Genomic DNA, 26,745 nt, shown 5'->3' on the forward strand with positions numbered 1-26,745 from the left:
CCGGTGCTTTCCTAGCTTGCGATTTCCAGCCCCTCGCGGGACATTCCCTTGAATTCCGGCATGAGGGAGATCAGCTTGCGGCTGTACTCATGCTCGGCATTGGTGAACAGTTTCTCGGTCTCGGCCACTTCCACCAGATGACCGTGCTGCATCACACCGATGCGGTCGCACATCTGGCGGATGACCGGCAGATCGTGACTGATGAACAGCATGGTGAGCCCAAGCTCCTGTTGCAAGTCTTTGAGCAGGTTGAGGATCTGGGCCTGCACCGAGACATCCAGCGCCGAGGTGGGCTCGTCGCAGATGAGGAAGCGCGGGCGGGTCGCCAGGGCGCGGGCAATGGAGATGCGCTGGCGCTGACCACCGGAGAACTCGTGGGGATACTTGACCCCGGCGCCGCGGCCCAGACCCACGTGATCCAGCAGGTCCCCGACGATCTGCTCTATCTGCCGCTCGCTCTCGGCGAGGCGGTGGAAGCGGATCGGCTCGGCGATGATGTCACGCACCTTCATGCGCGGGTTCATCGAAGAGTACGGGTTCTGGAACACCATCTGCATCTGGCGGCGCAGGGGGCGACGCTCGTGCTCCCCTTTCAGGGCGGTGAGATCGATCCCCTCGAAGACAATCTTGCCAGTATCGGGCGGATAGAGCCCGGTGATGGCACGGGCGATGGTGGATTTGCCGGAGCCCGACTCCCCCACCAGACCGAAAGTCTCACCCTCGAAGATCTCGAAGCTGATGTTGTTGCAGGCGCGCACGTACTGGCGGCGGCTCGGGAAGATGGAATCCTTGGTGACGAACTTCAGATCCACGTTCTCCACCCGCAGCAGCGCGCCTTCATAGGTGCGCTCGTCCTGACTCTGGCCGAGCCAGTGGGTCTTGAGATCGATGCTGGTATCCGCCGCACCGGCATCCTCGATATAGGAGACCAGGGGGAAGCGCACCAGCTTCACATCCGAGCGGGGAACCGCCGAGATGAGGCTGCGGGTATAGGGGTGATTGGGGCGGCCCAGCACCTGTTCCGTGGTGCCGAACTCCACCAGATCGCCGCGGTACATCACCGCCACCTTGTCGGTGACGTTGGAGACCACCCCCATGTCATGGGTCACCAGCATGCAGCCTACCTGGCGCTCTTTGCACAGGTTGCGGATGAGCTGGAGGATCTGATCCTGGATGGAGACGTCCAGCGCCGTGGTCGGCTCATCGGCGATGATGAGCTCGGGATCCCCGGAGAGGGCGATGGCGATCACCACCCGCTGGCGCATGCCACCGGAGAACTGGTGAGGATACTGCTTGATGCGCACGTCCGGGTTCGGGATCCCCACCGCCCCCATCAGCTCGAGGGCCTTGGCAAAGGCCGCCTCGCGGGACAGGTCGGTGTTGGCGAGGATGGTCTCCACCAGCTGCTGCTCCACGGTGAACAGCGGGTTGAGGGAGGTCATGGGATCCTGGAAGATGAAACCGATGCGCGAGCCGCGAATGGCCCGCATCTCGTTCTGGCTCTTCCCGGAGATGAGCTCGCCGTTGAGGTAGATGTCACCACGGGCTATGCGACCGGGCGGGCTCAACAGATCGATGACGGCGTTGCCGATGGTGGATTTGCCAGCGCCGGACTCACCGACGACGCCGACGATCTCGCCCTTTTCAACAGAAAAAGAGAGATCCTTGACCGCGGCAAGCACCCCGTAGCGGGAGGGGTACTCGATCCGCAAGTTTTTGACTTCAAGCAAGGACATGGTTACCTCTGCGGGGGACATCCGTCCCAAATAATTCGTCCGTAAATCAGCCGCAGATGCTGGTTGTGCCTTGGTACTGCTCGAGAGCCGTTGTTGTGTAATTAACGCTCAATCCATGAGGCAGCCAAACCAGCGATCCGGGCGGGTTTTTTGCATTTTTTTGGAATAACCCGCGAGTAAGTTAGTCGGTTTGCCCGCGGGTGTAAATGATCCAGTTATACAATTTCGCAATACTTTGCCCAGAGAATGCCGACACCCTAGGGTTAAAATGTCGATAAAAGTCACATTACCAGAGATTACGCTGGCATTGCGAGACCATCAACCAATTATGTTTCAACAAAATAGCAACAAACCATCTTATTCACTATCAGCATTATGCTGACCAGCTTCGAATGAGTAGTGAATATTTATGTGAAATGATTTTTTGACGGCAGCATATCTGGAGTAAGGAAAAATAGGCAGAGCTAAATAGGGACAATGCAGAAGGATCAACCTGGGCCACAGGCCCGCCGGCACGGCAAGCCGGGAGGGATTGCATACAAAAAAACGCAGGCCCCTCAGGGCCTGCGTGTGCGGTATATCCGGCCTCATTGCAAGAGGAGAGGAGTGAAAAAACAGCGAGACGGGCGTTCGGGAGCCACCTCCCCTCACCAGTGGGCAAGCAGTTGCATGCAGGCCAGGGCGAACAGGCCGGCGATGAGATCGTCCAGCATGATGCCAAGCCCGCCGTGAATGCGGCGATCGAACCAGGAGATGGGCCAGGGCTTGAGCACGTCGAACAGGCGAAACAGCACGAAGCCCGCCAGCACCCACTCCCAGCCGGCCGGGGCCGCAATCATGGTGACCCCGAATCCGATCACCTCGTCCCAGACGATAGCCCCGTGATCCGGCATCCCGATGGCGTCGGTGGCGCTCTGGCAGATGCGGATGCCCGCCACGAAACCCACCACCAGCAGGGCGATGAACCAGGAGGTCGGCAGCCCGCTCACCAAGAGATAGAGCGGGATGGCTGCCAGGGTCCCCATGGTGCCCGGCGCCTTGGGGGAGAGACCGGAGCCAAAGCCCACCGCCAGGAAGTGGAGCGGGTTTTTAAGGCTCAGCCGCGTCAGTTCGGGCTTTATCTTGAAAGACATCATGCGAAGTGATCCCAGCCCTTGAGGTGCAGTTCGACGGGTTGTTCGTCTTGCAGGTAGTCGATGCCAGGCTCCCCGGCCAGGATGCGACCGATGCGGGTGAACTTCACGCCACAATTGGCCAGCGCCGTGTCCAGGGCGCCGTGGTGCTCCTGGGGCACGGTGAAGCAGAGCTCGTAGTCGTCGCCCCCGGCCAGGGCCAGCTGCCAGGCATCCATGGCCGGCACTGCATCCTGCAACACGGGGGAGAGGGGCAGCAGGTTGAGATCGATCTGGGCCCGCACGCCGGACGCCTTGAGGATGTGGCCGAGATCAGACGCCAGGCCGTCGGAGAGATCCAGGGCGCTGCTGGCCAGCCCGCGCAGGGCCTGACCGGCCAGGATGCGGGGATGGGGATGGTCGAGGCGCGGCAACACGGCCGCCAGCTGGTTCTCGTTGAGGGTGCGCTTGCCCAGCAGGTGGGAGAGCGCCAGGGCGGCATCTCCCAGGGTACCGGTCACGTAGACCCCGTCACCGGCCTTGGCGCCGCTGCGCATCAGGGCGCGACCTGCCGGGACCGATCCTTTCACCGAGACGGTGATGGAGAGGGGCCCGCGGGTCATGTCTCCCCCCACCAGCGCCACGTTGTAGTACTCGGCGAGCTCGAGGAACCCTTCGGCGAAACCGGCGACCCAGCGCTCGTTGATGGCGGGCAGGGTCAGGGCCAGGGAGACCCAGCGCGGCTCGGCACCCATGGCGGCCAGATCGGAGAGATTGACCGCCAACGCCTTGTAGCCGAGATCCACCGGATCCATGTCGGGGAAGAAGTGCACGCCGCTCACCAGGGTGTCCGTGCTCACCGCCAACTGGGCGTCGGGGGGCAGGGTCAGCAGGGCACAGTCATCTCCAGGGCCCATCACCACGTCCTTGCGGGCGTGGGGGACCTTGAAGTACTTCTCAATCAGCTCAAATTCACCCATACAGTAAAAAGCCAGCAATAAGCTGGCTCCTCTCTTAATTGCTGACGGACAGCAGGATCAGCGCTTGGGCAGCGTCTTGATCACCTTGTCCAGGACGCCGTTGACAAACTTGTGGCTGTCATCGGCGGCGAAGGCTTTGGCCAGCTCGATCGCTTCGTTGATCACCACGCGCGGCGGCACATCTTCACGACGGGTCAGCTCGTAGGTCGCCAGACGCAGGATCGCCTTGTCCACCATGTCCACTTCTTCCAGCGGACGGGAGAGGAAAGGCGCGAACACCTTGTCCAGCTCGTTGCAGTGGACCGCTACCCCGAACAGCAGATCGCGGAAATAGTTCAGGTCCACACCCTTGGTGTCCTGATCGATCTTGAACTGCTCTTCGATGTCGCCCACGTTGGCCTGGGTCATCTGCCACTGGTAGATGGCCTGGGTGGCGCAATGGCGGGCCTTACGGCGCTCGGACGGTTTCAATGCATTTCTCCTCGTTACACGTCCAGTTGTTTCAGGACGTTGATCATTTCGAGCGCGCTCAGTGCAGCCTCTGCACCCTTGTTACCCGCCTTGGTACCGGCGCGTTCGATGGCTTGTTCAATGTTTTCGGTGGTCAGCACGCCGAAGGCAACGGGAATGTCGTATTCCATCATCACCTGGGCCAGACCCTTGCCGTTCTCGCTCGCTACCAGTTCGAAGTGGTAGGTACCGCCGCGGATGACGGTGCCGAGTGCGACGATGGCGTCGTATTGACCGCTCTTGGCCAGCTTCTTGGCCGCCAGGGGAATTTCGACGGCCCCCGGTACGCGCACCAGGGTCAGATTGCTCTCCTGGACCTGACCTTGACGCTTCAGCACGTCCAGCGCGCCGTTCACCAGGCTGTCATTGATGAAGCTGTTGAAACGGGCAACGACAATAGCAACACGCGCCTCGGGAGCGGCGATATTTCCTTCGATAATCTTCATTGGAAATCCTGTCTCTGTGCAATCAATTAGGGGCCGGGCTCAAAAGTGCACGCATTCTAGCACAACAGAGCCGCGACAAAAAACCATGGCCGCAACGGGCGGCCATGGTGATGAATTCAACCGTACGCAGCGCTTACTCGCCGACGTACTCCACCACTTCCAGACCAAAGCCACCGAGGGCATGGTACTTCTTGGGGGAGCTCAACAGGCGCATCTTGCCGACCCCCAGCGCCTTGAGGATCTGGGAACCGACCCCGACCCGGCGCGAGGTGCCCTGCCACTTGGCCCCTTCCGGTGCCAGCCCCTTGTCGGCGGCTTCGAAACCCTTGACCCTGGCCAGCAGCTCGGCGCCATGGGCTTCCGCCCCCAGGATCACCAGCACCCCGCCCTCGTCGGCGATGCGGGCCATGGATTTGGGCAGCGGCCAGCTGCGGGCGCTGTGGCGGTCGGTGAGCAGCAGATCGCTCAGCACGTCGTGCAGGTGCACCCGTACCAGGGTCGGCTGGTCGGCCTTCACGTCCCCTTTCTTCAGGGCGAAGTGGACCTGGTTGTCGATGGTGTCGCGGAAGGTGACGAGGTCGAACTCGCCGTATTCGGTGGGCAACTTGCACTCGGCCACCTTCTCTACCGTGGTCTCGTGCTGGTTGCGGTATTCGATAAGGTCGGCAATGGTGCCGAGCTTGATGCCGTGCTGCTCGGCGAAGATCTCGAGATCCGGGCGCCGGGCCATGGTGCCGTCTTCGTTGAGGATCTCGACGATGACGGAGGCAGGCTCGAAGCCGGCCAGCCGGGCCAGATCGCAGCCCGCTTCGGTGTGGCCGGCGCGGGTCAACACACCGCCATCCTGCGCCATCAGCGGGAAGATGTGGCCGGGCTGCACCAGATCGGCGGCCTTGGCATGGGGCGCCACCGCAGCCTGCACGGTGACGGCGCGGTCGGCGGCGGAGATGCCGGTGGTCACCCCTTCCGCCGCCTCGATGGAGACGGTGAAGGCGGTGGAGAACTGGGCATTGTTGCGATCGACCATCAGCGGCAGCGCCAACTGCTTGCAGCGATCCCGGGTCAGGGTCAGGCAGATGAGGCCACGACCGTAGCGCGCCATGAAGTTGATGTCTTCCGGGCGGACACAGGAGGCGGCCATGATCAGGTCCCCTTCGTTCTCCCTGTCTTCGTCATCCATCAGGATCACCATCTTGCCAGCCTTGATATCGGCAATGATTTCCTGGGTCGTGCTCAGCGCCATGGGCTACTCCATCAACATGCTTGGGGATTGAGCCAGTCGGCTCGACTTGATACTGCGTATTGTGCTCTAGATGGGGGCACGCGGCCCCGTTTCAATCCGCGCGGGATCACAGAACCGCGTTTTCCCGTCAAAACGGCTCACAAGAATCCGGACTGGGCCAGCTTCTCCAGGGTCAGGGTAGAGGCACTGCTCTCCTCGCGCTTGCCCGTCATCAGCCGCTCCAGATAGCGGGCTATCTGGTCCACCTCGAGGTTGACCCGGTAGCCGGGTTTCCAGCGGGCGATGGTGGTCTCCTGGGCGGTGTGGGGCACGATGGTCAGCCGGAACAGATCCCCCTGCACGGCGTTGACGGTGAGGCTGATGCCATCCACCGCAATCGACCCCTTCTCGGCGATGTAGCGGGAGAGTTCCCCCGGCGCCTTGATCCAGTATTCGATGGCGCGGCCGCTGGACGATTTGCTCTTCACCTCGCCGATACCGTCCACGTGGCCAGAGACCAGGTGGCCGCCGAGGCGGGAGGTGGGCATCAACGCCTTCTCGAGGTTGACCGGATCCCCCACCTTGGCGGCAGAAAAACCGGTGCGGGAGAGGGTTTCCAGGGAGACGTCGGCGGTATAGCTGTGATCCCCGAGCGCCACCACGGTGAGACAGACGCCGTTGGTGGCGATGGAGTCGCCCAGCTTGACGTCACTGAAGTCCAGGGTCGGCGCGTGCACGGTGAGGGCCATGTCCTCCCCCTGGCGACGCAGCTCGGCCAGGGTTCCCACCGCTTCGATAATTCCGGTAAACATGCAGATCACCTTGCTGATGACGGGGGCGATGGATGCCCCCGTGAACATTGAAAAATCAGGCTATTTTCGCAGTGATGCGAATATCCTGGCCAAGCATGCGCACATCCTTGAGGTTGAGTTTGGGAGCCTGGAACAGCCGGGTCAGCCCCGGCAGATGGAACAGGCCGCGCCCCTCATCCCCCATCAGTTTGGGCGCCTGATAGAGCACCAGCTCGTCCACCAGCCCCTTCTCCAGCAGGGCGCCGCACAGCCGCGGCCCCGCCTCCACCAACACCGAGTTGACGTTCTGTTTGGCCAGCAGCATGAAGAGGCTGACCAGATCCAGCTTGCCATCCAGCAGCGGCACCTCCAGCTGCTGCACCCAGGCGGGCCACTCACCGGATGCCTTGTGGCGGGCCAGCAGTACCGGGCTCTCGCTCTGGAACAGGGGCAGATCCGGGGTGAGCCGGTTTTGCGAATCCACGATGACCCGCAGTGGCTGGCGCAGGGTCTCTTTGGGATAGACCGCCTTGACCGAGGGAGGCAGCTCGTCCCAGCGCACGGTGAGGGAGGCGCCATCTGCCAGCACGGTCTCGGCGCTGGAGAGGACCGCATCGTGACGGGCCCGCAGTCGCTGCACGTCCCGGCGCGCCTCCGGAGAGGTGATCCACTGGCTCTCGCCACTCGCCATGGCGGTGCGACCATCCAGGCTCGCCCCCAGCTTGACCGTCACCAGCGGAAACGCGGTGCGCATCCGTTTGAAGAAACCGGGGTTGAGGGCCTCGGCTTCCGCGGCCAGCAGGCCGAAATCGGTCTTGATCCCCGCCTCGGAGAGCATCCGCAGGCCGCGCCCGCCCACCTGGGGATTGGGATCCACCATGGCAGCCACCACCCGGGTCACCCCGGCCTTGATGAGCGCCTCGGCGCAGGGGGGTGTGCGACCATGATGGGAGCAGGGCTCCAGGGTCACATAGGCGGTGGCACCGCGGGCCTCTTCCCCTGCCGCGTGCAGGGCATAGACCTCGGCATGGGGCTCACCGGCCCGCTTGTGCCAGCCCTCCCCCACCACCACGCCGGCCTTCACCAGCACGGCGCCGACGCAGGGGTTGGGAGCCGTGGTGTAACGGCCGCGCCGGGCCAGTTCGAGGGCCCGGCTCATCCATTGGTAATCGTCTTGACTAAACATCCGGGCTCCTGTGTCCAGCAACCTGTCCCCCGTGGCACGGCCATCCGATGGGACAAGAAAATAGGGTGTACGCGCTTGCAGCACGACTTCTCGGGCAGATCGGCCATGGCATCTGACGCCATGGCGACGGGCACACACATCGCAGGATGCGGCCGCACGCCCTCATACTTTTTCACCAGTACAACGATGCGCTATCTGGATGTCTCACTGGTGTAACAACTGGCGCTGCCGCAACGGCAGCCCCTCTCTTATTCACATAGGGAGCGACAGGCCGGCGTTACTTCTCCAGCTTGGCGATCTCTTCCCCGAATTCGCGAATGTCTTCAAAGCTGCGGTAGACGGAGGCAAAGCGGATGTAGGCCACCTTGTCCAGGCTCTTGAGCTCATCCATCACCAGATTGCCCACCAGCTGGGAGGCCACCTCCCGCTCACCGGTGGCCCGCAGGCGGGACTTGATGTGGTTGACCGCCTTCTCGATGGCCTCCATGCTCACCGGCCGCTTCTCCAGCGCCCGCAGAATGCCGGCACGCAGCTTGTCTTCGTTGAAGGGCTCGCGGGAGCCGTTGGACTTGATGACGCGGGGCATGACCAGTTCGGCCATTTCGAAGGTGGTAAAACGCTCGTGACAGAGCAGGCATTCGCGACGGCGGCGCACCTGATGGCCCTCGGCCACCAGACGGGAATCGATCACCTTGGTATCAACGGCACTACAGAAAGGGCAATGCATCTGACCTCCGGCGTGGATGAAAATGGGCGCGGGCCCCGGGGGCTGGCGCTAGGCCGGCCAGTGTAACACGGCCATCCAGAACCGGTAAAAGCCCATGAAAACAAGGGACAACCAGCCAGACCTTCGGGCAGGACTCAGTCGTCATAGGGCAACGCCTCGGGGTCGCAATCCTGGTAATCGGGGGCAGGATCCGCCGCGAACCGGCGAGCAGCCACATGGCTGTGACCCAGCATCAGCTCCTTGCCCACCCGGTGCATGCCATCCATCACCCGACCAGCGCTGTCCAGCAGGATGGGATAGGCGAGATCCGCCGCCATCATGAGCTGGCAATGCGCCACCACGCTGCGCACCGTGGGCGTGGCGTCGCCATGGCCGTACCAGTGGTCGCGGTCAAGCTCGGCAATCTCGCCGAGAGCCACCGCCTGCACCGGCAGGTTGCGGCTCAGCCGGATCAAGCGGCGCACATCCCAGGCCAGCAGCCCCTGTTCGCTGGCGCGAAAGTGGTACTGGGCGCGAACCGTCTGCCGCAGTGACGCCTCCAGCACGTCCTCTTCCATGTCATCGCACATGATCACCTCTGTCTCATCTTGCCAGACGCTGCAAAAAACAATGCCACCCGAGGGTGGCATTGGTCTTCAACCTGAAGGTCAGGCTGATTATGCGTAGACCGGGAAGCGGCGGCAGATGTCCAGCACCTTCTCGCGCACGGTCGCCAGCACTTCTTCGTTGTCGTGGCTGTCCAGCACGTCGCAGATCCAGTTGGCCAACTGGATGGACTCGGCTTCCTTGAAGCCGCGGCGGGTGATGGCCGGGGTGCCGATACGCACGCCGGAGGTCACGAACGGGGAACGCGGGTCGTTCGGTACGGAGTTCTTGTTGACGGTGATGTTGGCCTTGCCGAGGGCTGCATCGGCATCTTTGCCGGTCAGCTCGCGACCGATCAGGTCAACCAGCATCAGATGGTTGTCGGTACCGCCGGAGACGATCTTGTAGCCGCGCTCGATAAAGGTCGCCGCCATGGCCTTGGCGTTCTTGACGACCTGGGCCTGGTAGGTCTTGAACTCGGGCTCCAGCGCTTCCTTGAAGGCTACGGCCTTGCCGGCGATGACGTGCATCAGCGGGCCGCCCTGACCACCCGGGAAGACGGCGGAGTTCAGCTTCTTGTACAGATCTTCGTCGTCGGCGGCGGAGAGGATCAGACCACCGCGCGGACCGGCCAGGGTCTTGTGGGTGGTGGAGGTGACCACGTGGGCGTGGGGCACCGGGTTCGGGTAGACGCCAGCGGCAATCAGACCGGCCACGTGGGCCATGTCCACGAACAGGTAAGCACCGATCTTGTCGGCGATTTCGCGCATGCGGGCCCAGTCGACGATGCCGGAGTAGGCGGAGAAGCCGCCGATCATCATCTTCGGCTTGTGCTCAACGGCCAGGCGCTCCATCTCGTCGTAGTCGATCTTGCCGGACTCGTCGATGCCGTAGGGGATGATGTTGTACAGCTTGCCGGAGAAGTTGACGGGGGAGCCGTGGGTCAGGTGACCGCCGTGGGCCAGGTTCATGCCGAGGACGGTGTCGCCCGGTTGCAGCAGGGCCATGTAGACGGCGCTGTTGGCCTGGGAGCCGGAGTGCGGCTGCACGTTGGCGTAGGTGGCACCGAACAGCTCTTTGGCGCGCTCGATGGCCAGGGTTTCAACCACATCCACATACTCGCAACCGCCGTAGTAACGCTTGGCCGGGTAGCCTTCGGCGTACTTGTTGGTCAACTGGGAGCCCTGGGCTTCCATGACGCGGGGGCTGGTGTAGTTCTCGGACGCAATCAGCTCGATGTGCTCTTCCTGACGACGGGTCTCGTCTGTGATGGCCTGCCACAGCTCTGGATCATAGCCGGCGATGGTCATGTCACGTTTCAACATCCGTTTATCTCCTGAAAATCGTTTGCGCGATAGGTGAAGTGGGCCCGCGCATTGTAACGTGAGCTGGATCAAAGAGACAGTCCAACCACCCAAAAAATTGTTTATAAAATGTAAAATACGTCGGAAATTTCGAATCCCGCCCCCTGGCTTCGCTCATCCCCCCGGCCTCCCCACACCAGCAATCCGGCTCCAGCCATCGTCCCCGCTTCCCGGGCAAGGCGATAGAAACCAGAGCCAGATCATGGATATAGCATTTACTAACAGATAACATCTTTAGGCCATGGGACATCTGCACGAGCGGGTGTCGCTTCCTGCCATCCCGGAACACAAGGGGAAACGCCATGATGGATCATCTGATGCTGTTCGTGATTGTCGCGGTCTTCGCTCTCTTCTACTGGGTCTACTACACCGGCAGCCGCAAGGGTGCCTGCACCGCCAACTGGGAGACACTTCCCACCCGGGAGCAGTACCTGGCGGCCCATCCCGGCGCCGCCGACGGGGATCTCATTTTCTGCATCCATTGCGGTCATCATCAGCAGCGGGAGGTCGGCCTGGTGCACCAGATGGATTACCGCCGCCAGCACATCTGCCCCCGTTGCAAGCAGGTGCTCTATCGCGTCGAGGAGTAGGTCGGCCTCCTCGTCGCCCACGGTCATCCCGCGAATGCGACCCCCTCTCCTGGCGCTATCCGGCCAAAAGGCCTCATGAGTTTCCTTTATTTTTAAAGTCGTTAGAATCGGGGGCCATCAAGGCTCCCGATTGTCATCCACGGAGGAAAAATGCAGGAATTCATGGCGACCAGCGAACGCCGGGCCGAGCTTTACTGGTGGTTTTCCACCCTGTTTGCTGCCGAACTCAGTGATGCACAGATCGCTGAATACGACACCTATGACGTGCGCAGCTTCTTGAAGAGCCTCTCTACTCTCGACCCCATGCGCGAAGCCGTGGCCGAGCTCAACGACGCCATCGCCCGCCTGCTGGTGCGCCCCGAGCGCCAGACGGCCCTGGCCGCCGACTTCGCCGGCCTGTTCCTGAGCGCTCCCGGGCAGGGCGCCCTGCCCTACGAATCCCTCTACCGGGGCGAAGGCAAGCAGCTGATGCAGGCCCCCATGACCGAGATGCAGGCACGCCTCGATCGCCTCGGCATCAATGTCAGCGACAAATACAATGAGCCTGCCGATCATCTGGCCATCGAGCTGGACCTGATGGGCAGCCTCATCATCCGCGCCGCCGAGGCAACCACCGCCGACCAGCGCGAGGCGTGGCTTGGCGAGCAGGAGTCCCTGCTGCACGGCCACCTGCTGGGCTGGTTCGAGCGCTTCGAGCAGGCCTGCCGGGCCGCCGACACGTTTGGCTTCTACGGTGCCAGTGCCCGCCTGCTGGGGGTGTTCCTCAAGATGGACGCCAACTACCTCTCCCTGGTCAAACCGGCACCGTCCGCCGACTGAGCCCGGCATGAAGACAGCCCTGCTTCTTATCGCATGCTGGCTGCTGGCCCTGATCCCGCTGGATCAGGGTCTCACTCCCCTCGTGACGCTGCTGTTCAACCCGGACCGCGCGCTCTACGGCACCGCCCAGCTCACCGGCTTTGCCGGCATCCTGCTGACCCTCTACCTCGCTAATCTCGGGGTGGAAGTGGTGCTGCGTCGCCGTTTCCAGATAGCGGGCATGTTGGCCCTGCTCGCCGCCTGGGCAGATTTCATCAACAGCAGCGGCACCGAGAGCCACTGGCTGGTGCTCTACGCCATGGCGTTGCCGTTTCATCTGGTGGGCTGGCTGGTGTTCGTTCGCGGGATCCAGGCGTTTGGCCGCCAGAAAGGCTGACAGCTCGTTGATTTCACACCCTTCTCACACTTTCTTTCTCTCCTGACACTTCCTGCCATACTGACACAGTCGTCCAAATGACAAAGCAATCAATTCAGGAGCCTCCATGGAAAAAGTGCTGCCCGAATCGGTTCCGACACGGCATTTGTCAGGCCCGCTCTCTCCCCACGAGTTGCAACAGCTGTTCGCCCAGGCGCCCGTCGGGATTGGGGTCTTCGATCACGAATTCAGGTGTCGCGACGTCAACGGACGCTTTGCCGAACTGACCGGCCTCGCGCGGGCAGAGCACCCGGGCAAGACGCTGTTCGACATTGTCCCTGCCCAGACTCCCCAGCTGCTCCCGCTGTTTCAGCAACTGCGGCAAGGTCCCCCCCGATGCACATTTGAGGTGGAGATGGTCGGTCTCTCCCGCGCGGCCTCCCCGGCACGCTGGCAAGTGAGCGTCAGCTCCGTGCTGGATGAGGACGGCTCCTTCAGCGGCATCTTCCTCGTGATGAGGGAATCCGCGCAGACAGGCCCCCACCTCGACGCACCCGCGTCACCCGGCCTGCAGGAGATGACCCACCGCCATGCACTGCGTCTCTATCAGGCCGAAGCCCGCTTGCAGCACCTCTCCTATTACGATCCCCTCACCGATCTCGGCAATCGCCATCTGCTGCAAGAGCGCCTCACCCTGGAGATAGAGACGGCCAGGGTGAACCACCACGTCCTGGCGCTGCTGTTCATCGATCTCGACGGCTTCAAGCTCATCAACGACAACCTGGGGCACAGTGCCGGCGATCTGCTGCTCAAGCTGTCGGCAGACCGCATTCGCCACTGTCTGCGCCCCGGAGACATCGCCATCCGGCTGGGGGCAGACGAATTTCTGGTGTTGCTGCCCGCCATCAGGGAGACCCAGGATCTGCTGGGTCTCATCGAGGGGTTGCAACGCAGGCTGCACGATCCCGCCGACATCGGCCAGGAGCGGGTGAGGCTCTCCGCCAGCATCGGCGTCTCCATCTATCCGGAGCATGGCTAGACCCCGGACAGCCTCATCAGCGCGGCGGACAACGCCATGCATGAAGCCAAGCGCCGTGGCCGCAACGGCTATCTGTTCCACTCCCCCGACATGACGGCACAGACCAGGGAGCGGATGCTGCTGGAGCAGGGACTGCTCAAGGCCATTGAGCAGCAAGAGTTTCGCCTGCTCTACCAACCCATGACGGATCTGGCGGATGGTCATCTCAGCGGCCTGGAGGCCCTGATCCGCTGGCAGCATCCCAGCCTTGGCATGATATCCCCGGACCGTTTCATTCCGGTGGCAGAGGAGTGCGGTCTCATCGAACCACTGGGCGAATGGGTGATGCGCACCGCCTGCCAGCAAGGTCAGCAGTGGCTGGCAGAAGGGCGCGCCGTGCCCCGGCTCTCGGTCAATGTGTCGGTCAGGGAGATGCGTTCCCACGACTACGTGGAGCGGGTGACAGCCATTCTGGCCGAGACCGGTTTTCCTGCCGAGCGGCTGGAGATCGAGGTGACCGAGAGCATCATCCAGAGCGTGGATCACAGTCTGCGGCTCTTCACCCGTCTCAAGGCGCTGGGGGTGCAGATCGCCATCGACGACTTCGGCACCGGTTTCTCCTCCCTGAGCCTGCTCAGGAGCCTGCCCATCGATCGCATCAAGATAGACAGGGCCTTCGTCCAGGCGTTGCCCGACGACAAGCACAGCCGCGAGCTGTGCCGTACCATAGTCCAGCTGGCCAGCTCCCTCGGCATGGCCGTCACGGCGGAAGGCATAGAAACCCAGCCCCAGCGCCAGTTCCTGCAATCCCTGCGTTGCGAAGAGGGACAGGGCTACCTGTTCAGCCATCCCCTGCCAGAACCCAGCCTGCCTCCCCTGCTCCCCCTCCGCCATTGAGCCTTGGCCGCGCCACCACGCAAGCAAAGAAGGGAGCCCATGGCTCCCTTCTGCTTCATCATCATGGCTTCCCGCCCGCTATCTTCGTCGCTATCCAAAAGTCTAATTGCCCTCGGGAACCAAAGGTATAAGTTGTTACTCAATCATTAAGAAAATGTATTCACAGGAGTGAGAGATGAGCGAGAGCAAGGTCTACCCGGTCAAGGCCCACATCGGCAACGGCGCCCTGCTGGACAAGGAAGGTTATGAAGCCATGTATCAGGCATCGGTGCAGGATCCGGACGCCTTCTGGGGGGAGCAGGGCAAGACCCTCGACTGGATGACCCCCTACACCCGCGTCAAGAACACCTCCTACGATCCGGGCCACGTCTCCATCAAGTGGTATGAGGATGGCCTGCTCAACGTCTCGGCCAACTGCCTGGATCGCCATCTGAGCGAGCGCGGCGACAAGGTCGCCATCATCTGGGAAGGGGACAACCCGGCCGAAGATCGCAAGATCACCTATCGCGAACTGCACGCCGAAGTGTGCAAGTTTGCCAACGTGCTCAAAGCCCAGGGGGTCAAGCGTGGCCACATGGTCTGCCTTTATATGCCCATGGTGCCGGAGGCGGCCATCGCCATGCTGGCCTGTACCCGCATCGGGGCCGTGCACAGCATCGTCTTCGGCGGCTTCTCGCCGGAGGCGCTCTCGGGCCGCATCATCGACTCCGGCGCCTCCGTCGTCATCACTGCCGATGAGGGGTTGCGAGGCGGTCGCCCCATCCCCCTCAAGAAGAACGTGGATGAGGCCCTTACCCACCCGGATACCAAGGTCAGCAAGGTGATCGTCCTCAAGCGCACCGGTGGCAACGTGGCCTGGCACGAGCACAGAGACATCTGGTGGCATGATGCGGTCAACGCCGCCAGCCCGGATTGTCCGCCCGAAGCCATGGGCGCCGAAGATCCCCTGTTCGTGCTCTACACCTCCGGCTCCACCGGCAAACCCAAGGGTGTGCTGCACACCACGGGCGGCTATCTGGTCTATGCCGCCCTCACCTTCAAATACGTGTTCGATTACCACGAAGAGGACATCTACTGGTGTACCGCCGACGTGGGTTGGGTCACCGGTCACTCCTATCTGGTCTACGGGCCGCTGGCCAACGGCGCCACCACCGTCATGTTCGAAGGGGTGCCCAACTACCCGGCTACCAACCGCATGAGCCAGGTGGTGGACAAGCATCAGGTAACCATCCTCTATACCGCCCCCACCGCCATTCGTGCACTGATGGCCAAGGGCAAGGAGGCTGTCGAAGGCACTTCCCGCACCAGCCTGCGCATCATGGGGTCGGTGGGTGAACCCATCAACCCGGAAGCCTGGGAGTGGTACTACCGCACCATCGGCGACGAGCGCTGCCCCATCGTCGACACCTGGTGGCAGACCGAGACCGGCGGCATCCTCATCACTCCGCTGCCCGGCGTCACCGCCCTCAAGCCCGGCTCGGCCACTCGTCCCTTCTTCGGAGTACAGCCTGCCCTGGTGGACAACCTGGGTGAGCCGCTGGAGGGCGCCACCGAGGGCAACCTGGTGATCACCGACTCCTGGCCCGGCCAGATGCGTACCGTGTTCGGCGATCACGAGCGCTTCGAGCAGACCTACTTCTCCACCTTCCCGGGTCGCTACTTCACCGGCGACGGTGCCCGTCGCGACGAGGACGGCTACTACTGGATCACCGGCCGGGTGGATGATGTACTCAACGTCTCCGGCCACCGCATGGGCACCGCCGAAATCGAGTCCGCTCTGGTGGCCCATCCGAAGATCGCCGAAGCGGCGGTGGTGGGTGTTCCCCACGAGATCAAGGGACAGGGCATTTACGCCTATGTCACCCTGATCGCCGGGGAAGAGCCGAGCCGCGAGCTGCACAAGGAAGTGAAGGAGTGGGTGCGCAAGGAGATTGGCGCCATCGCGACCCCGGACGTGATCCACTGGGCCGAAGGGCTGCCCAAGACCCGATCCGGCAAGATCATGCGGCGTATCTTGCGCAAGATCGCCACCGGCGAAACCGACAGCCTGGGGGATATCTCCACCCTGGCGGATCCGGGGGTCGTAGACAAGCTGATCCGCGAGAAGTCGGAAGCGGCGTGAGTCTCTTCCCCACGTCAACAGAGCCGGCCACGTGCCGGCTTTGTTGTCTTCGGGATCCGGACAGGGCAGAGTTCGGTGGCAGGCCGGTCTTGCGGGCAAACCAGACCAATAAATAGCCAGATGTAGAGATTAGACCAGTAAAATGCTGCTAATTTTCACGAAATCAATATAATTGCGAAATCTGTGTGTCAGGGCACACCGATTTGTGCAAAAATTGGCTAGATTTTTGGTAGTCCAAAGATAGCTGATAGATAGCAGCATAATCATCGAGGATGTACTCAATATGTCGCAACATCACCGAATCCTCCTGCTCAACGGCCCCAATCTGAATCTGCTGGGCAAGCGGGAACCGGGAATCTACGGCAGCAAGACGCTCGATGAGATCGTCGCCGATCTGACGCGCAGCGCCAGCGAACTCGGTGTCACCCTGGAACATCTGCAATCCAATGCCGAGCACGAGCTGATCGGCCGCATCCATCAGGCCATGGGCCAGGTGGATTTCATCATCATCAATCCCGCCGCCTTCACCCATACCAGCGTTGCCCTGCGCGATGCCCTGCTGGGTGTGGCCATCCCCTTTATCGAGGTTCACCTGTCAAACGTTCATGCCAGGGAGCCCTTCCGTCATCACTCCTATCTGTCTGATGTCGCCAAGGGGGTGATCTGCGGGTTGGGTGCCGATGGTTACCAATTCGCTTTAACCGCGGCCGTGCATCAGTTGCGCGCGGCTTGATAATCACTGATCAGATAAAGAAGAAAGAGAATGCTAATGGATATCCGCAAAATCAAGAAGCTGATTGAACTGGTTGAAGAGTCCGGCATCGCCGAGCTGGAAATCTCCGAAGGGGAAGAGTCCGTTCGCATCAGCCGTAATTTCTCCGGCCAGGTTAGCGTTGCCCCGCAGATGATCATGCCCCAGGCCGCAGCTCAGGTTGCCGCACCGGTTGCCGCTGCTCCGGCCGCAGCCGCTGCACCTGCTGCCGATGCCGCCCCGAGCGGTCATCTGATGCGCTCCCCCATGGTGGGCTCCTTCTACCGCTCCTCCAGCCCGGAAGCCAAGCCGTTCGTGGAAGTCGGTCAGCACGTCAATGTCGGCGACACCCTGTGCATCGTCGAAGCCATGAAAATGATGAACCAAATCGAGTCTGACAAGGCCGGCGTGATCAAAGCGATCCTGGTTGAAAATGGTCAGGCCGTCGAGTTTGACGAGCCGCTGTTCATCATCGAATAAGGGAAAATGCCACCCATGTTGGACAAAGTAGTCATCGCCAACCGCGGTGAAATTGCCCTGCGGATCCTGCGCGCCTGTAAAGAGCTCGGGATCAAGACAGTGGCCGTTCACTCCACTGCCGATCGGGAGCTCAAGCATGTGCTCCTGGCGGACGAAACCATCTGCATCGGCAAACCTGCCAGCGGTGAGTCCTACCTCAATGTGCCGGCCATCATCGCCGCCGCCGAGGTGACCGGTGCCGTCGCCATCCACCCGGGCTACGGCTTCCTCTCCGAGAATGCCGACTTCGCCGAAGTGGTCGAGAAATCCGGCTTCATCTTCATCGGCCCGCGCGCCGAGACCATTCGCCTGATGGGTGACAAGGTCTCCGCCATCGAGGCGATGAAGAAGGCGGGCGTGCCCTGCGTACCCGGTTCCGACGGCCCGGTGGACAACGATGCCAAGCGCAACGCCGCCATCGCCAAGCGGATCGGGTATCCGGTGATCATCAAGGCCGCCGGTGGCGGTGGTGGTCGCGGCATGCGCGTGGTGCGCAACGAGGCCGAACTGGCCTCCGCCATCGCGCTGACCAAATCCGAAGCGGGTCAGTTCTTCAAGAACGACATGGTCTACATGGAGAAGTACCTGGAGAACCCGCGCCACATCGAGATCCAGGTGCTGGCTGACGGTCAGGGTACCGCCCTCTATCTGGGTGAGCGGGACTGCTCCATGCAGCGCCGTCACCAGAAGGTCGTGGAAGAGGCGCCGGCCCCCGGCATCACCGACGAGATGCGCAAGTTCATCGGTGAGCGCTGTGTGCGCGCCTGTCTCGAGATCGGCTACCGCGGTGCGGGTACCTTCGAGTTCCTGTACGAGAACGGCGAGTTCTATTTCATCGAGATGAACACCCGTATCCAGGTGGAGCATCCGGTCACCGAGATGGTCACCGGCGTCGACCTCATCAAGGAGCAGCTGCGCATTGCCGCCGGTCAGCCCCTGTCGATCACCCAGCAGGACATCCGCATCCGTGGCCACGCCATCGAGTGCCGGATCAATGCCGAAGATCCGGCCACCTTCCTGCCCTCTCCCGGTCTCATCCAGCGCTTCCACGCGCCGGGCGGCCTGGGCGTGCGCTGGGAATCCCACATCTATGCGGGTTACAAGGTCCCCCCCTACTACGACTCCATGATCGGCAAGCTGATCTGCTACGGGGAGAACCGCGACGTGGCCATCGCCCGCATGCGTCACTCCCTCGACGAGCTGGTGGTGGAAGGGATCAAGACCAACATCGCCCTGCAAAAAGAGATCATGAAGGACGAAAACTTCCAGCACGGTGGCACTAACATCCACTACCTGCACAAGAAGTTAGGTCTGTAATGGCTTGAGGCCCGACCCATTGAGCACGGTGGCAGCACAGAACAGCCACCACCTGCACAAGAAGTCGGGTCTGTAATGGCTTGAGGCCCGACCCATTGAGCACGGTGGCAACACAGAACAGCCACTACCTGCACAAGAAGTCGGGTCTGCAAAGACCCCTTTCATCGGGATATTGCGCGATCCACCCGGATCGCCAACGTAAAAAAGGGCCATGGCGACATGGCCCTTTTTTGTTATTCTTGCGCCCCGCTCACTCGTCGGAGGCCACAGTGAACCGTTTCGCACTCGCCCGTCGGGAAGCAGCCTTCTGCCTGCTGCTGACCCTGCTCTACTTTGTCGCCTGGTATGGCTCGGCTTATTTCATCCCCGAGGATCTCGAGCTGTGGGACCTGCCTCTCTGGTTCCTGCTCAGTTGCATCCTGATGCCGCTGCTGTTCATCGGCCTCTGCGCCCTCATGGTGGATCGCCTGTTCGTCGATATTCCCCTGGATAGCGAGGTACCACCCCATGAATCTTGAGCTGATGCTGCCGCTCTGCATCTATCTTGTGCTGGTACTGGGGGTCGGTTTCTGGGCCAGTCGCCACCGGACCGGCGGCAACTTCATGCAGGAGTACTTCATCGGCAACCGCAGCATGGGGGGGCTGGTGCTGGCCATGACCCTGGTGGCCACTTATACCTCTGCATCGTCCTTCATCGGCGGGCCGGGGGCCGCCTACAAGGTCGGCCTCGGCTGGGTGCTACTGGCGATGATCCAGCTGCCCACCGTCTGGCTCACCCTGGGGGTGCTTGGCAAGAAGTTCGCCATCATCGCCCGCCGGGTCAACGCGGTGACCATCAACGACATGCTGTGGGCCCGCTACCAGAGCAGGGCGGTGGTCGTGCTGGGCTCGGTCACCATCATCCTCGCCTTCATCGCCACCATGGTGGTGCAGTTCATCGGCGGCGCCCGTCTGCTGGAAACGGCGACCGGCCTCAGCTATCAGCAGGGGCTCTTCCTGTTTGCCAGTTGCGTGCTGCTCTACACGGTGATCGGCGGCTTTCGCGCCGTGGTGATGACGGATGCCCTGCAGGGCATCGTCATGCTCATCGGCACTGGCGCCCTGCTGGCGGGCATCCTCATCGCCGGTGACGGGTTGCCGAATCTTGTCCACCAGCTCAAGGAGATAGATCCCAAGCTGGTGAGCCCCCAGGGGGCCGGCGACATGCTGACCCAGCCCTTCATGCTGAGCTTCTGGGTGCTGGTCTGCATCGGGGTGGTGGGCTTGCCCCACTCGGCGCTGCGCTGCTTTGGCTACCGGGACAGCAAGGCGCTGCACCGGGGCATCCTCATCGGCACCATCGTCTGCGCCCTGCTGATGTTCGGCATGCACCTGGCCGGGGCGCTGGGCCGCGCCATCCTGCCCGGCATGGACAGCCCGGACAAGATCATGCCCTCCCTGATGATGGAGGTGCTCCCCCCCTGGCTGGCCGGGGTCTTCCTGGCCGCCCCCATGGCGGCCATCATGTCCACCATCGACTCCCAGCTGATCCAGGCCTCCGCCACCCTGGTGAAAGATCTCTACCTCAATTACCTCAACCCCAGGCAGGAAAAGCTGGAGGTCCGGGTGCCGCGCCTCTCCCTGCTCTGCACCCTGATCCTGGGTACCCTGGTGCTGCTGGCGGCGCTCCAGCCCCCCGAGATGATCATCTGGCTCAACCTGCTCGCCTTCGGCGGCCTGCAGGCGGTCTTCCTCTGGCCCCTGGTGCTCGGCCTCTACTGGTCCAGGGCCAACGGCCCGGGAGCCCTGGCCAGCATGGTCTGCGGCATCCTCTGCTACGGCACCTTGAGCCAGTGGGGGATCAAGCTGGCCGGTCTGCACGCCATCGTCCCGAGCCTGGCCCTTGGCCTGGCGGCCTTTGTCCTGGTCAGCCTGCTCACTCCTGCCCCGGATCAGCGTGTCCGTCGATTGTTTGATCAAAATTAAGAAAAGGATCAATAAAGGAAGGCTCGCCTATTCCCAAATGGGGGCTCACGGGTAAAATGTGCGCCACGTCACAAATACCGTGCCCCCATGCCAGTCCAGAACGCCAGAAAGATCCTGACCCAGTCCCTGCAGCGCCTCGGCTATGCCCTGTTGCTGCCCGTCTCCATCCTGCCCCTGGCCGCCCTGCTCCACCGGCTCGGCCAACCGGACGTGCTGGATCTCGCCGTGCTCTCCCTCGCCGGTCGCGCCCTCTTCAGCCAGATGCCGCTCATCTATGCGGTGGCCATTGCCTTCGGGTTGAGTCGCCAAGGGCAAGGAGCCCAGGCGCTCGCCGGTGCGGTCAACTTCCTGCTGCTGAGCTCGGCGCTGGGCACCCTGGTGCCCGGGCTGCATGCGGACATGATCTGCGGCCTGCTGGCCGGGCTCGTCACCGCCATGGTCTGCTCCCGGGCCCGCACTCTGCGGCTGCCGGGCTGGTTGCGCCCCCTGCAGGAAGATCTGCCGGGCATGTTGCTCTCGGCGCTGGCCTGCCTGCTGCTGGTGCTTCCCCTCTCCATCCTCTGGCCGCTGCTGGAACAGGGGCTCACCCTGCTCGCCTCCGATCTGCTCACCACGCCCTTTGGCGCCTTCTGCTATGGCGTGCTGAACCGGCTGCTGATCCCCTTCGGCCTGCACCAGGTGCTGGGCAGCCTCATCGGGCTCGGGGAGAGCAACCTGCAAGCCCTCTCGACCGCCCAGCCACTACATGAAGGCTATGTGGCCGGGCTCTATCCGGTCATCATGTTCGGCCTGCCCGGTGCCTGTTTTGCCATCTGGATCCATCGCCAGCGGATGCAGCAACTGCCCCAGGGAGGGTTGCTGCTCACCCTGGCGCTCACCTCGGCACTGGTGGGCATCACGGAGCCCATCGAGTTCCTGTTTGCCTTCACTGCTCCCTGGCTGTTTCTCGCCCATGCCCTGCTGACCGGGCTGTCGCTGGCCATCTGCAGCGGGCTCGACATCCAGGTGGGCAGCTACTTTTCTGCCGGATTGCTGGATCTGGTGCTGAGCTACCACGCCGGTCTGCACAGCTTCTGGCTCATCCCCCTGGGCATCCTCTTCTTCGTCGTCTATGCCCTGCTCTTCTCCCGGCTGCTGGAACACGCCCCCCTCAGTCTGCCGGGCAAGCCCATCGCCGAGGATCTCTCCCGGCTCGCGACCGTGGCCCCCACCGATCCCCAGATGCTGGCTATCCAGTACCTCAAGATGCTGGGGGGCATGGACAACCTGCAGGCCATGAGCGTCTGCCTGACCCGCCTCAGCCTGCGGGTTCGCGACATGGCCCTGGTGGATCAATCCTGCCTGGCCAGACTGGGCTGCCTCTCCTGGGTCGTGCTCAACGAACATCAGCTGGTGCTGGTGCTCGGCCCCCATGCCGGCCTCATCGAAGGGCAGATCCGCATGCTGGCGGAACGCCAGTCGGTCCCGCTCGGTCTCGAACCGGCTCAGGCTCTCCTTAGCCAGCACCAGTGATCAGGCAAAGGGAAGACGCTCGGCCACGAAGTCCATCAGGCTGCGAAGGGCGGGGGCCAGGTGTTCCCGGCTCGGGTAGATGAGATAGAAGGGGTTCACCGGAACCAGGAGATCCGGCAGCACCTTGAGCAGTCGCCCCGCCGCCAGATCGTCGCCGCAGACATGGGCCGGCAGCAGGGCAATCCCCCCGTCATGGAGTGCCAGCTCCCGCAGCGCCAACAGGCTGTTGCTCTGGCAGGCCCCGCGAGGGCGCCAGCCCCCCTCCTGCAATGGCCACACCGGCAAGGAGCCATGTACCAGGCAGGCGTGTCCGGCCAGCTCCGAGAGTTGGAGCGGCGTCCCGTTGGCCGCCAGGTAACCGGGAGATGCCACCAGATGGCGCGCCACCTGGCCGATGCGCCGACAGATGAGGCTGGAATCTTTCAGCGGCGCTGCCCGCAGCGCCAGATCGTAACCTTCCCCCACCAGATCCAGCTGTTCATCGCAAAGGGTCAGCTCCAGCACCACCTCGGGATAGAGGGCGCGAAATTCGGCCAGTATCCGGCCAAGCAGCAAGGTCCCCGTGGCTTCGGGAGCAGTGATCCGCACCCGCCCTCCAGGAGCCGCGCGCAACCGCGCCATCGCCAGATTGGCGCTGCGCGCCAGTGCCAGCAGCTCCTGACAATGGGCCACATAGACCTCCCCTTGGGGCGTCAGGCTGAGCCTGCGGGTGGTGCGTTGCAGCAACCTCACCCCGAGCCGGGATTCGAGGCGCGAGATCTTCTGGCTCACCGAGGACTTGGGCATGCCGAGCACCTCGGCCGCCCCGGTGAAGCTCCCCTGCTCCACCACGGTGGCGAACAGCCCCATCAACTCCAGTTCGACATTGTTCATATATTCAAACAGTCTTTACCAATTACCCATCTTAATCTTGATAATCATCCAGACTAGAGTGAGTGGCAATCCCGAACACTGCTATTTGAAAGGAAAAGCCATGAAAGCCATCGCCCTGACTCACTATCTGCCAAGCAACCACCCCCACTGCTTCATCGAGAGCGATCTGCCCGATCCGACACCGGGCCCGCGGGATCTGCTGGTACGGGTCAACGCCACCTCCATCAATCCGGTCGACACCAAGGTACGTGCCCCCAAGGACAAGGTCGAAAGCAACCCTCGCGTGCTGGGCTGGGACGCCGTGGGCGAGGTGATCGCCGTCGGTAGCGACGTCACCCTGTTCAAGGCCGGTGACAGGGTCTGGTATGCCGGCGACATCAGCCGCCCGGGCAGCAACAGCTCCCTGCAACTGGTGGACGAGCGCATTGCCGCCATCGCCCCAGTCACCCTGACCGATCTGGAAGCCGCCGCCCTGCCGCTCACCGCCATCACCGCCTGGGAAACCCTGTTCGAGCGCATGAGCCTTACCCGCGAAAGCACCGGGCGACTGCTGATCATCGGGGGCGCCGGCGGGGTCGGTTCCATCGCCATCCAGCTCGCCCGCCAGCTCACCGGCATGGAGGTGATCGCCACCGCATCGCGCCCCGAAACCCGGGAATGGTGCCTGGACATGGGGGCCCACCAGGTGGTGAGCCATCACCATCTGCAGGCGGAGCTCAAGGCACTCGGCATCAGCGAGGTGGATGCCATCTTCTGCACCAACGCCACCGAGCAGCACTGGAACACCATGGCCAGCCTCATCCGTCCGTTTGGTCACATCTGCACCATCGCCGAGTCCAGTGAACCCTGGGATCTGGGTCTGCTCAAACCCAAGAGCGTCACCTTCAGCCAGGAGTTCATGTTTACCCGCTCCCTGTTCCAGACCCCGGACATGCTAGAACAGCACAACCTGCTCGGCCGGGTCGCGGCCCTGATCGATGAAGGGGTGCTCAAGACCACCCTCAGCAAGGTGGTGCCCGAACTGACGCCCCTCACCCTGGCCCGGGCTCATGCCGAGCTGGAAGCGGGTCGCATGGTGGGCAAGCTGGTGATCGACATGAGCGGTTTCCATCGCTGAGGCGCCGCCAGAGCGGGTATCGTCGTCCTGACTATTCCCTTGTAGGTAAATAAATGCACCATCATGGGGTGAAATCACCAGTGACAAGCCCCAAGAGTGCACAGCCCCGCAGGTGACCTTTGTCCCTGACGGGGCATCTCCCCCGAAAAAACCATAAAAAAGAGGCCATCCCGTCGGGATGGCCCTAAAAACCTGAACGTTGGGGTAACAATCACACACATATCCTTATGCAGGACATCTGTAACTTTGCAGATAGCGTGCCAATCTCTGCTTTTTCCTCCCAATTAACCGTTTTTCAGCGCACCGGCATAAAAAAAGCCACCCGAAGGTGGCTGAAAAAAGATGACGGAACTTCATAGAGCAAAGCATTCAGCGGGAACAAGTTGCTTCCCGTCACCCATGAAGGAATACATTAACCGTGCCAACTTGGCAGGGTGGCCTCCCTTCTCCATGAGGTCATGGTCAAACCACGACAGCACGGGCCCATGATGATAGAATCCCGCGGTTTCACATTTATGAAGAGCCGACGCCATGCCCTGGATACAAATTCGAATCAACGCCACTGCCAAGACCGCAGACAAGGTGAGCAACATGCTGCTGGGGCGTGGGGCCCAGGCGGTGACCTTTATGGATGCCAAGGATGTGCCCGTCTATGAGCCCATGCCCGGTGAAACCCCGCTCTGGGGCGAGACCGAAGTAATGGGACTGTTCGACGCCGAAACCGATCCGGCTCCCACCATCGCCTTCTTCCAGCAGATCTTCGGTGAAGACGTGGGCTACAAGGTCGAGCAGCTGGAAGACAAGGACTGGGTGCGCGAATGGATGGATCACTTCCACCCCATGCAGTTCGGCGAGCGGCTCTGGATCTGCCCGAGCTGGCGCGACGTGCCGAACCCCGATGCGGTCAACGTCATGCTGGACCCGGGCCTGGCCTTCGGCACCGGTACCCACCCCACCACGGCGCTCTGCCTGCAGTGGCTGGACGGGCTGGATCTGGCCGGCAAAACCGTGGTGGACTTTGGTTGCGGCTCCGGCATCCTCGGCATCGCCGCCCTGAAACTGGGGGCAGCCCGGGTCATCGGCATCGACATCGATCCTCAGGCCATCCAGGCCAGCCGTGACAACGCCGAGCGAAATGGCGTAGCCGACCAGATCGAACTCTACCTGCCGGCGGATCAGCCGCAAGACGTCGAAGCAGACGTGGTGGTCGCCAACATCCTGGCCGGCCCGCTGCGGGAGCTGGCGCCGCTTATCGCCGGCCACGGCAAGGCGGGCAGCCTGATGGCCCTCTCCGGCGTGCTGGAAAGCCAGGCGCCGGAGCTGGAGACCATCTACGGCCAGTGGTTCGAGATGGACCCGACTGCGGTGAAGGAAGAGTGGTGCCGCCTCTCCGGCCGCAAACTCGGCTGATAAGCAACAAGCTACTGTGGCAACCAACCCATCGGCCGCAAAACAAGCCACGGCAGTTGCCAACCCATCGGCCGCACACTCGGCTGACAAGCAACAGGCCACAGCGGCAACACTTAGGTCGCTGAACGACAAGGGCACCCCAGCAGGGTGCCCTTGTCGTTTCCGGACGCCGTTCTCCTTCTGCCCACTCTGGGGAGAGCCTCACGCTTCTCCGCTCTCCGATGGCTTATCCTCTCTTCCTCCACCCCATCGAGGCCCAGTCATGACCGAATACGAGAAGATGATCGCCAGCCAGCCTTACAACTGCATGGCGCCAGAGCTGGAGCTGTTGCGCCGGGAGACGGCCCGCCTGTACCGCCGCTTCAATCGCAGCGACGAGGAGGATGAACAGCTGGCACTGCTGCTGCAGATCGTCGGCGAGCTGGCACAGGGTGCCTTCATCTGCCCGCCCTTCTACTGCACCTATGGCCGCCACATCCACCTTGGCAAGGGCAGCTACATCAACATGGGGGCCACCCTGCTGGACAATGCCCCCATTCGCATCGGCGCCGAGGTAATGATTGGGCCGAACGTGCAGATCTACACCGCCGCCCATGCGCTGGACGCCGATGAGCGCATTCAGGGGGTTGAGACGGCGCTGCCGGTCACCATTGAAGACAGGGTCTGGATTGGCGGCGGCGCCATCCTGCTGCCCGGCGTCACCATAGGGCGGGAAGCCGTCGTGGGCGCGGGCTCGGTCGTGACCAGAGATGTACCGGCCGGTGCCAGGGTGGCAGGCAACCCGGCACGGCTGCTGCCAGTCAAAGGTTGAGCGGAAGGCC

25 protein-coding genes and 1 pseudogene are annotated in these 26,745 nt (G+C 62.5%); 14 read left to right on the forward strand and 12 right to left on the reverse strand.

The features are described 5' to 3' along the window. Positions 1-11: 11 nt before the first annotated feature. The 11 genes from ACB037_RS03420 to glyA form a co-directional block, all read right to left on the reverse strand. Positions 12-1,736: an ABC transporter ATP-binding protein gene (locus ACB037_RS03420; protein ID WP_010675387.1), complete on the reverse strand. Its 1,725-nt coding sequence runs from the start codon at positions 1,734-1,736 to the stop codon at positions 12-14. 647 nt (positions 1,737-2,383) lie between these two features. After that, the gene (locus ACB037_RS03425) at positions 2,384-2,872 is read right to left on the reverse strand and encodes a phosphatidylglycerophosphatase A (RefSeq protein WP_128313240.1); all 489 of its coding nucleotides are present in this window, start codon (positions 2,870-2,872) and stop codon (positions 2,384-2,386) included. Then, positions 2,869-3,828 (reverse strand): thiamine-phosphate kinase, encoded by a 960-nt coding sequence (gene thiL / locus ACB037_RS03430; RefSeq protein WP_039040298.1) that lies wholly within the window; start codon positions 3,826-3,828, stop codon positions 2,869-2,871. Before thiL ends, ACB037_RS03425 begins: the two co-directional genes overlap by 4 nt. Before the next feature lie 57 nt (positions 3,829-3,885). Next, a complete protein-coding gene (gene nusB, locus ACB037_RS03435; RefSeq protein ID WP_010675390.1) occupies positions 3,886-4,299 on the reverse strand; it encodes a transcription antitermination factor NusB in 414 nt (137 codons plus the stop codon). A gap of 14 nt (positions 4,300-4,313) precedes the next feature. Further along, a complete protein-coding gene (ribE, locus tag ACB037_RS03440; RefSeq protein WP_010675391.1) occupies positions 4,314-4,784 on the reverse strand; it encodes a 6,7-dimethyl-8-ribityllumazine synthase in 471 nt (156 codons plus the stop codon). Between the two features lie 133 nt (positions 4,785-4,917). Beyond that, positions 4,918-6,027: a bifunctional 3,4-dihydroxy-2-butanone-4-phosphate synthase/GTP cyclohydrolase II gene (gene ribBA, locus ACB037_RS03445; protein WP_039040299.1), complete on the reverse strand. Its 1,110-nt coding sequence runs from the start codon at positions 6,025-6,027 to the stop codon at positions 4,918-4,920. 137 nt (positions 6,028-6,164) lie between these two features. Further along, positions 6,165-6,818, reverse strand: a complete 654-nt coding sequence (locus tag ACB037_RS03450) for a riboflavin synthase (RefSeq protein WP_039040359.1) — start codon at positions 6,816-6,818, stop codon at positions 6,165-6,167. 55 nt (positions 6,819-6,873) lie between these two features. Beyond that, positions 6,874-7,983: a bifunctional diaminohydroxyphosphoribosylaminopyrimidine deaminase/5-amino-6-(5-phosphoribosylamino)uracil reductase RibD gene (gene ribD, locus ACB037_RS03455; RefSeq protein ID WP_039040300.1), complete on the reverse strand. Its 1,110-nt coding sequence runs from the start codon at positions 7,981-7,983 to the stop codon at positions 6,874-6,876. 277 nt (positions 7,984-8,260) lie between these two features. Beyond that, complete coding sequence (gene nrdR / locus ACB037_RS03460) at positions 8,261-8,710, reverse strand: transcriptional regulator NrdR (RefSeq protein ID WP_010675395.1); 450 nt, start codon at positions 8,708-8,710, stop codon at positions 8,261-8,263. Between the two features lie 134 nt (positions 8,711-8,844). Beyond that, on the reverse strand, positions 8,845-9,279 hold the full coding sequence (locus tag ACB037_RS03465) for a hypothetical protein (protein ID WP_371174876.1): 435 nt from the start codon (positions 9,277-9,279) through the stop codon (positions 8,845-8,847). Between the two features lie 87 nt (positions 9,280-9,366). Beyond that, the gene (glyA, locus tag ACB037_RS03470) at positions 9,367-10,620 is read right to left on the reverse strand and encodes a serine hydroxymethyltransferase (protein WP_010675397.1); all 1,254 of its coding nucleotides are present in this window, start codon (positions 10,618-10,620) and stop codon (positions 9,367-9,369) included. Positions 10,621-10,961: 341 nt separating this feature from the next. On the opposite strand from glyA, the gene ACB037_RS03475 reads away from it, so the two are divergent. From ACB037_RS03475 to ACB037_RS03525, 11 genes and pseudogenes are all read left to right on the forward strand, one after another. Continuing rightward, positions 10,962-11,249, forward strand: coding sequence for a hypothetical protein (locus tag ACB037_RS03475; RefSeq protein WP_069652090.1), 288 nt, complete (start codon positions 10,962-10,964; stop codon positions 11,247-11,249). 150 nt (positions 11,250-11,399) lie between these two features. Beyond that, on the forward strand, positions 11,400-12,068 hold the full coding sequence (torD, locus tag ACB037_RS03480; protein WP_202044083.1) for a molecular chaperone TorD: 669 nt from the start codon (positions 11,400-11,402) through the stop codon (positions 12,066-12,068). A gap of 7 nt (positions 12,069-12,075) precedes the next feature. Then, the gene (locus ACB037_RS03485) at positions 12,076-12,444 is read left to right on the forward strand and encodes a hypothetical protein (RefSeq protein WP_042014461.1); all 369 of its coding nucleotides are present in this window, start codon (positions 12,076-12,078) and stop codon (positions 12,442-12,444) included. 106 nt (positions 12,445-12,550) lie between these two features. Beyond that, positions 12,551-14,338 (forward strand): annotated as a pseudogene (locus tag ACB037_RS03490) (EAL domain-containing protein). 175 nt (positions 14,339-14,513) lie between these two features. Continuing rightward, complete coding sequence (gene acs, locus ACB037_RS03495) at positions 14,514-16,460, forward strand: acetate--CoA ligase (RefSeq protein WP_371174877.1); 1,947 nt, start codon at positions 14,514-14,516, stop codon at positions 16,458-16,460. 283 nt (positions 16,461-16,743) lie between these two features. Beyond that, complete coding sequence (gene aroQ, locus ACB037_RS03500) at positions 16,744-17,193, forward strand: type II 3-dehydroquinate dehydratase (RefSeq protein ID WP_039040307.1); 450 nt, start codon at positions 16,744-16,746, stop codon at positions 17,191-17,193. A gap of 36 nt (positions 17,194-17,229) precedes the next feature. Then, positions 17,230-17,691, forward strand: a complete 462-nt coding sequence (gene accB, locus ACB037_RS03505; RefSeq protein WP_010675405.1) for an acetyl-CoA carboxylase biotin carboxyl carrier protein — start codon at positions 17,230-17,232, stop codon at positions 17,689-17,691. A gap of 15 nt (positions 17,692-17,706) precedes the next feature. After that, on the forward strand, positions 17,707-19,047 hold the full coding sequence (gene accC / locus ACB037_RS03510) for an acetyl-CoA carboxylase biotin carboxylase subunit (protein WP_010675406.1): 1,341 nt from the start codon (positions 17,707-17,709) through the stop codon (positions 19,045-19,047). A gap of 269 nt (positions 19,048-19,316) precedes the next feature. Further along, on the forward strand, positions 19,317-19,565 hold the full coding sequence (locus ACB037_RS03515; protein WP_039040309.1) for a YhdT family protein: 249 nt from the start codon (positions 19,317-19,319) through the stop codon (positions 19,563-19,565). After that, on the forward strand, positions 19,555-21,012 hold the full coding sequence (gene panF / locus ACB037_RS03520; RefSeq protein ID WP_043153258.1) for a sodium/pantothenate symporter: 1,458 nt from the start codon (positions 19,555-19,557) through the stop codon (positions 21,010-21,012). Before ACB037_RS03515 ends, panF begins: the two co-directional genes overlap by 11 nt. A gap of 87 nt (positions 21,013-21,099) precedes the next feature. Further along, positions 21,100-22,524: a PTS transporter subunit EIIC gene (locus ACB037_RS03525; protein ID WP_371174879.1), complete on the forward strand. Its 1,425-nt coding sequence runs from the start codon at positions 21,100-21,102 to the stop codon at positions 22,522-22,524. On the opposite strand, the gene ACB037_RS03530 is transcribed toward ACB037_RS03525, so the two are convergent. Further along, on the reverse strand, positions 22,525-23,397 hold the full coding sequence (locus ACB037_RS03530) for a LysR family transcriptional regulator (RefSeq protein WP_042014452.1): 873 nt from the start codon (positions 23,395-23,397) through the stop codon (positions 22,525-22,527). A 100-nt stretch (positions 23,398-23,497) separates the two neighbouring features. Here ACB037_RS03530 and ACB037_RS03535 point away from each other — a divergent pair, with 100 nt between their 5' ends. The 3 genes from ACB037_RS03535 (at position 23,498) to ACB037_RS03545 (ending at position 26,735) form a co-directional block, all read left to right on the forward strand. Then, on the forward strand, positions 23,498-24,514 hold the full coding sequence (locus tag ACB037_RS03535) for a zinc-binding alcohol dehydrogenase family protein (protein ID WP_371174881.1): 1,017 nt from the start codon (positions 23,498-23,500) through the stop codon (positions 24,512-24,514). A 531-nt stretch (positions 24,515-25,045) separates the two neighbouring features. Then, complete coding sequence (gene prmA, locus ACB037_RS03540) at positions 25,046-25,924, forward strand: 50S ribosomal protein L11 methyltransferase (RefSeq protein WP_010675412.1); 879 nt, start codon at positions 25,046-25,048, stop codon at positions 25,922-25,924. Positions 25,925-26,186: 262 nt separating this feature from the next. Further along, positions 26,187-26,735: a sugar O-acetyltransferase gene (locus ACB037_RS03545; RefSeq protein ID WP_128297015.1), complete on the forward strand. Its 549-nt coding sequence runs from the start codon at positions 26,187-26,189 to the stop codon at positions 26,733-26,735. The last annotated feature ends 10 nt before the right edge of the window (positions 26,736-26,745 follow it).

Origin of the sequence: Aeromonas sp. S19(2024) (assembly GCF_041402625.1) — a bacterium.
Lineage (GTDB): Bacteria > Pseudomonadota > Gammaproteobacteria > Enterobacterales > Aeromonadaceae > Aeromonas > Aeromonas caviae.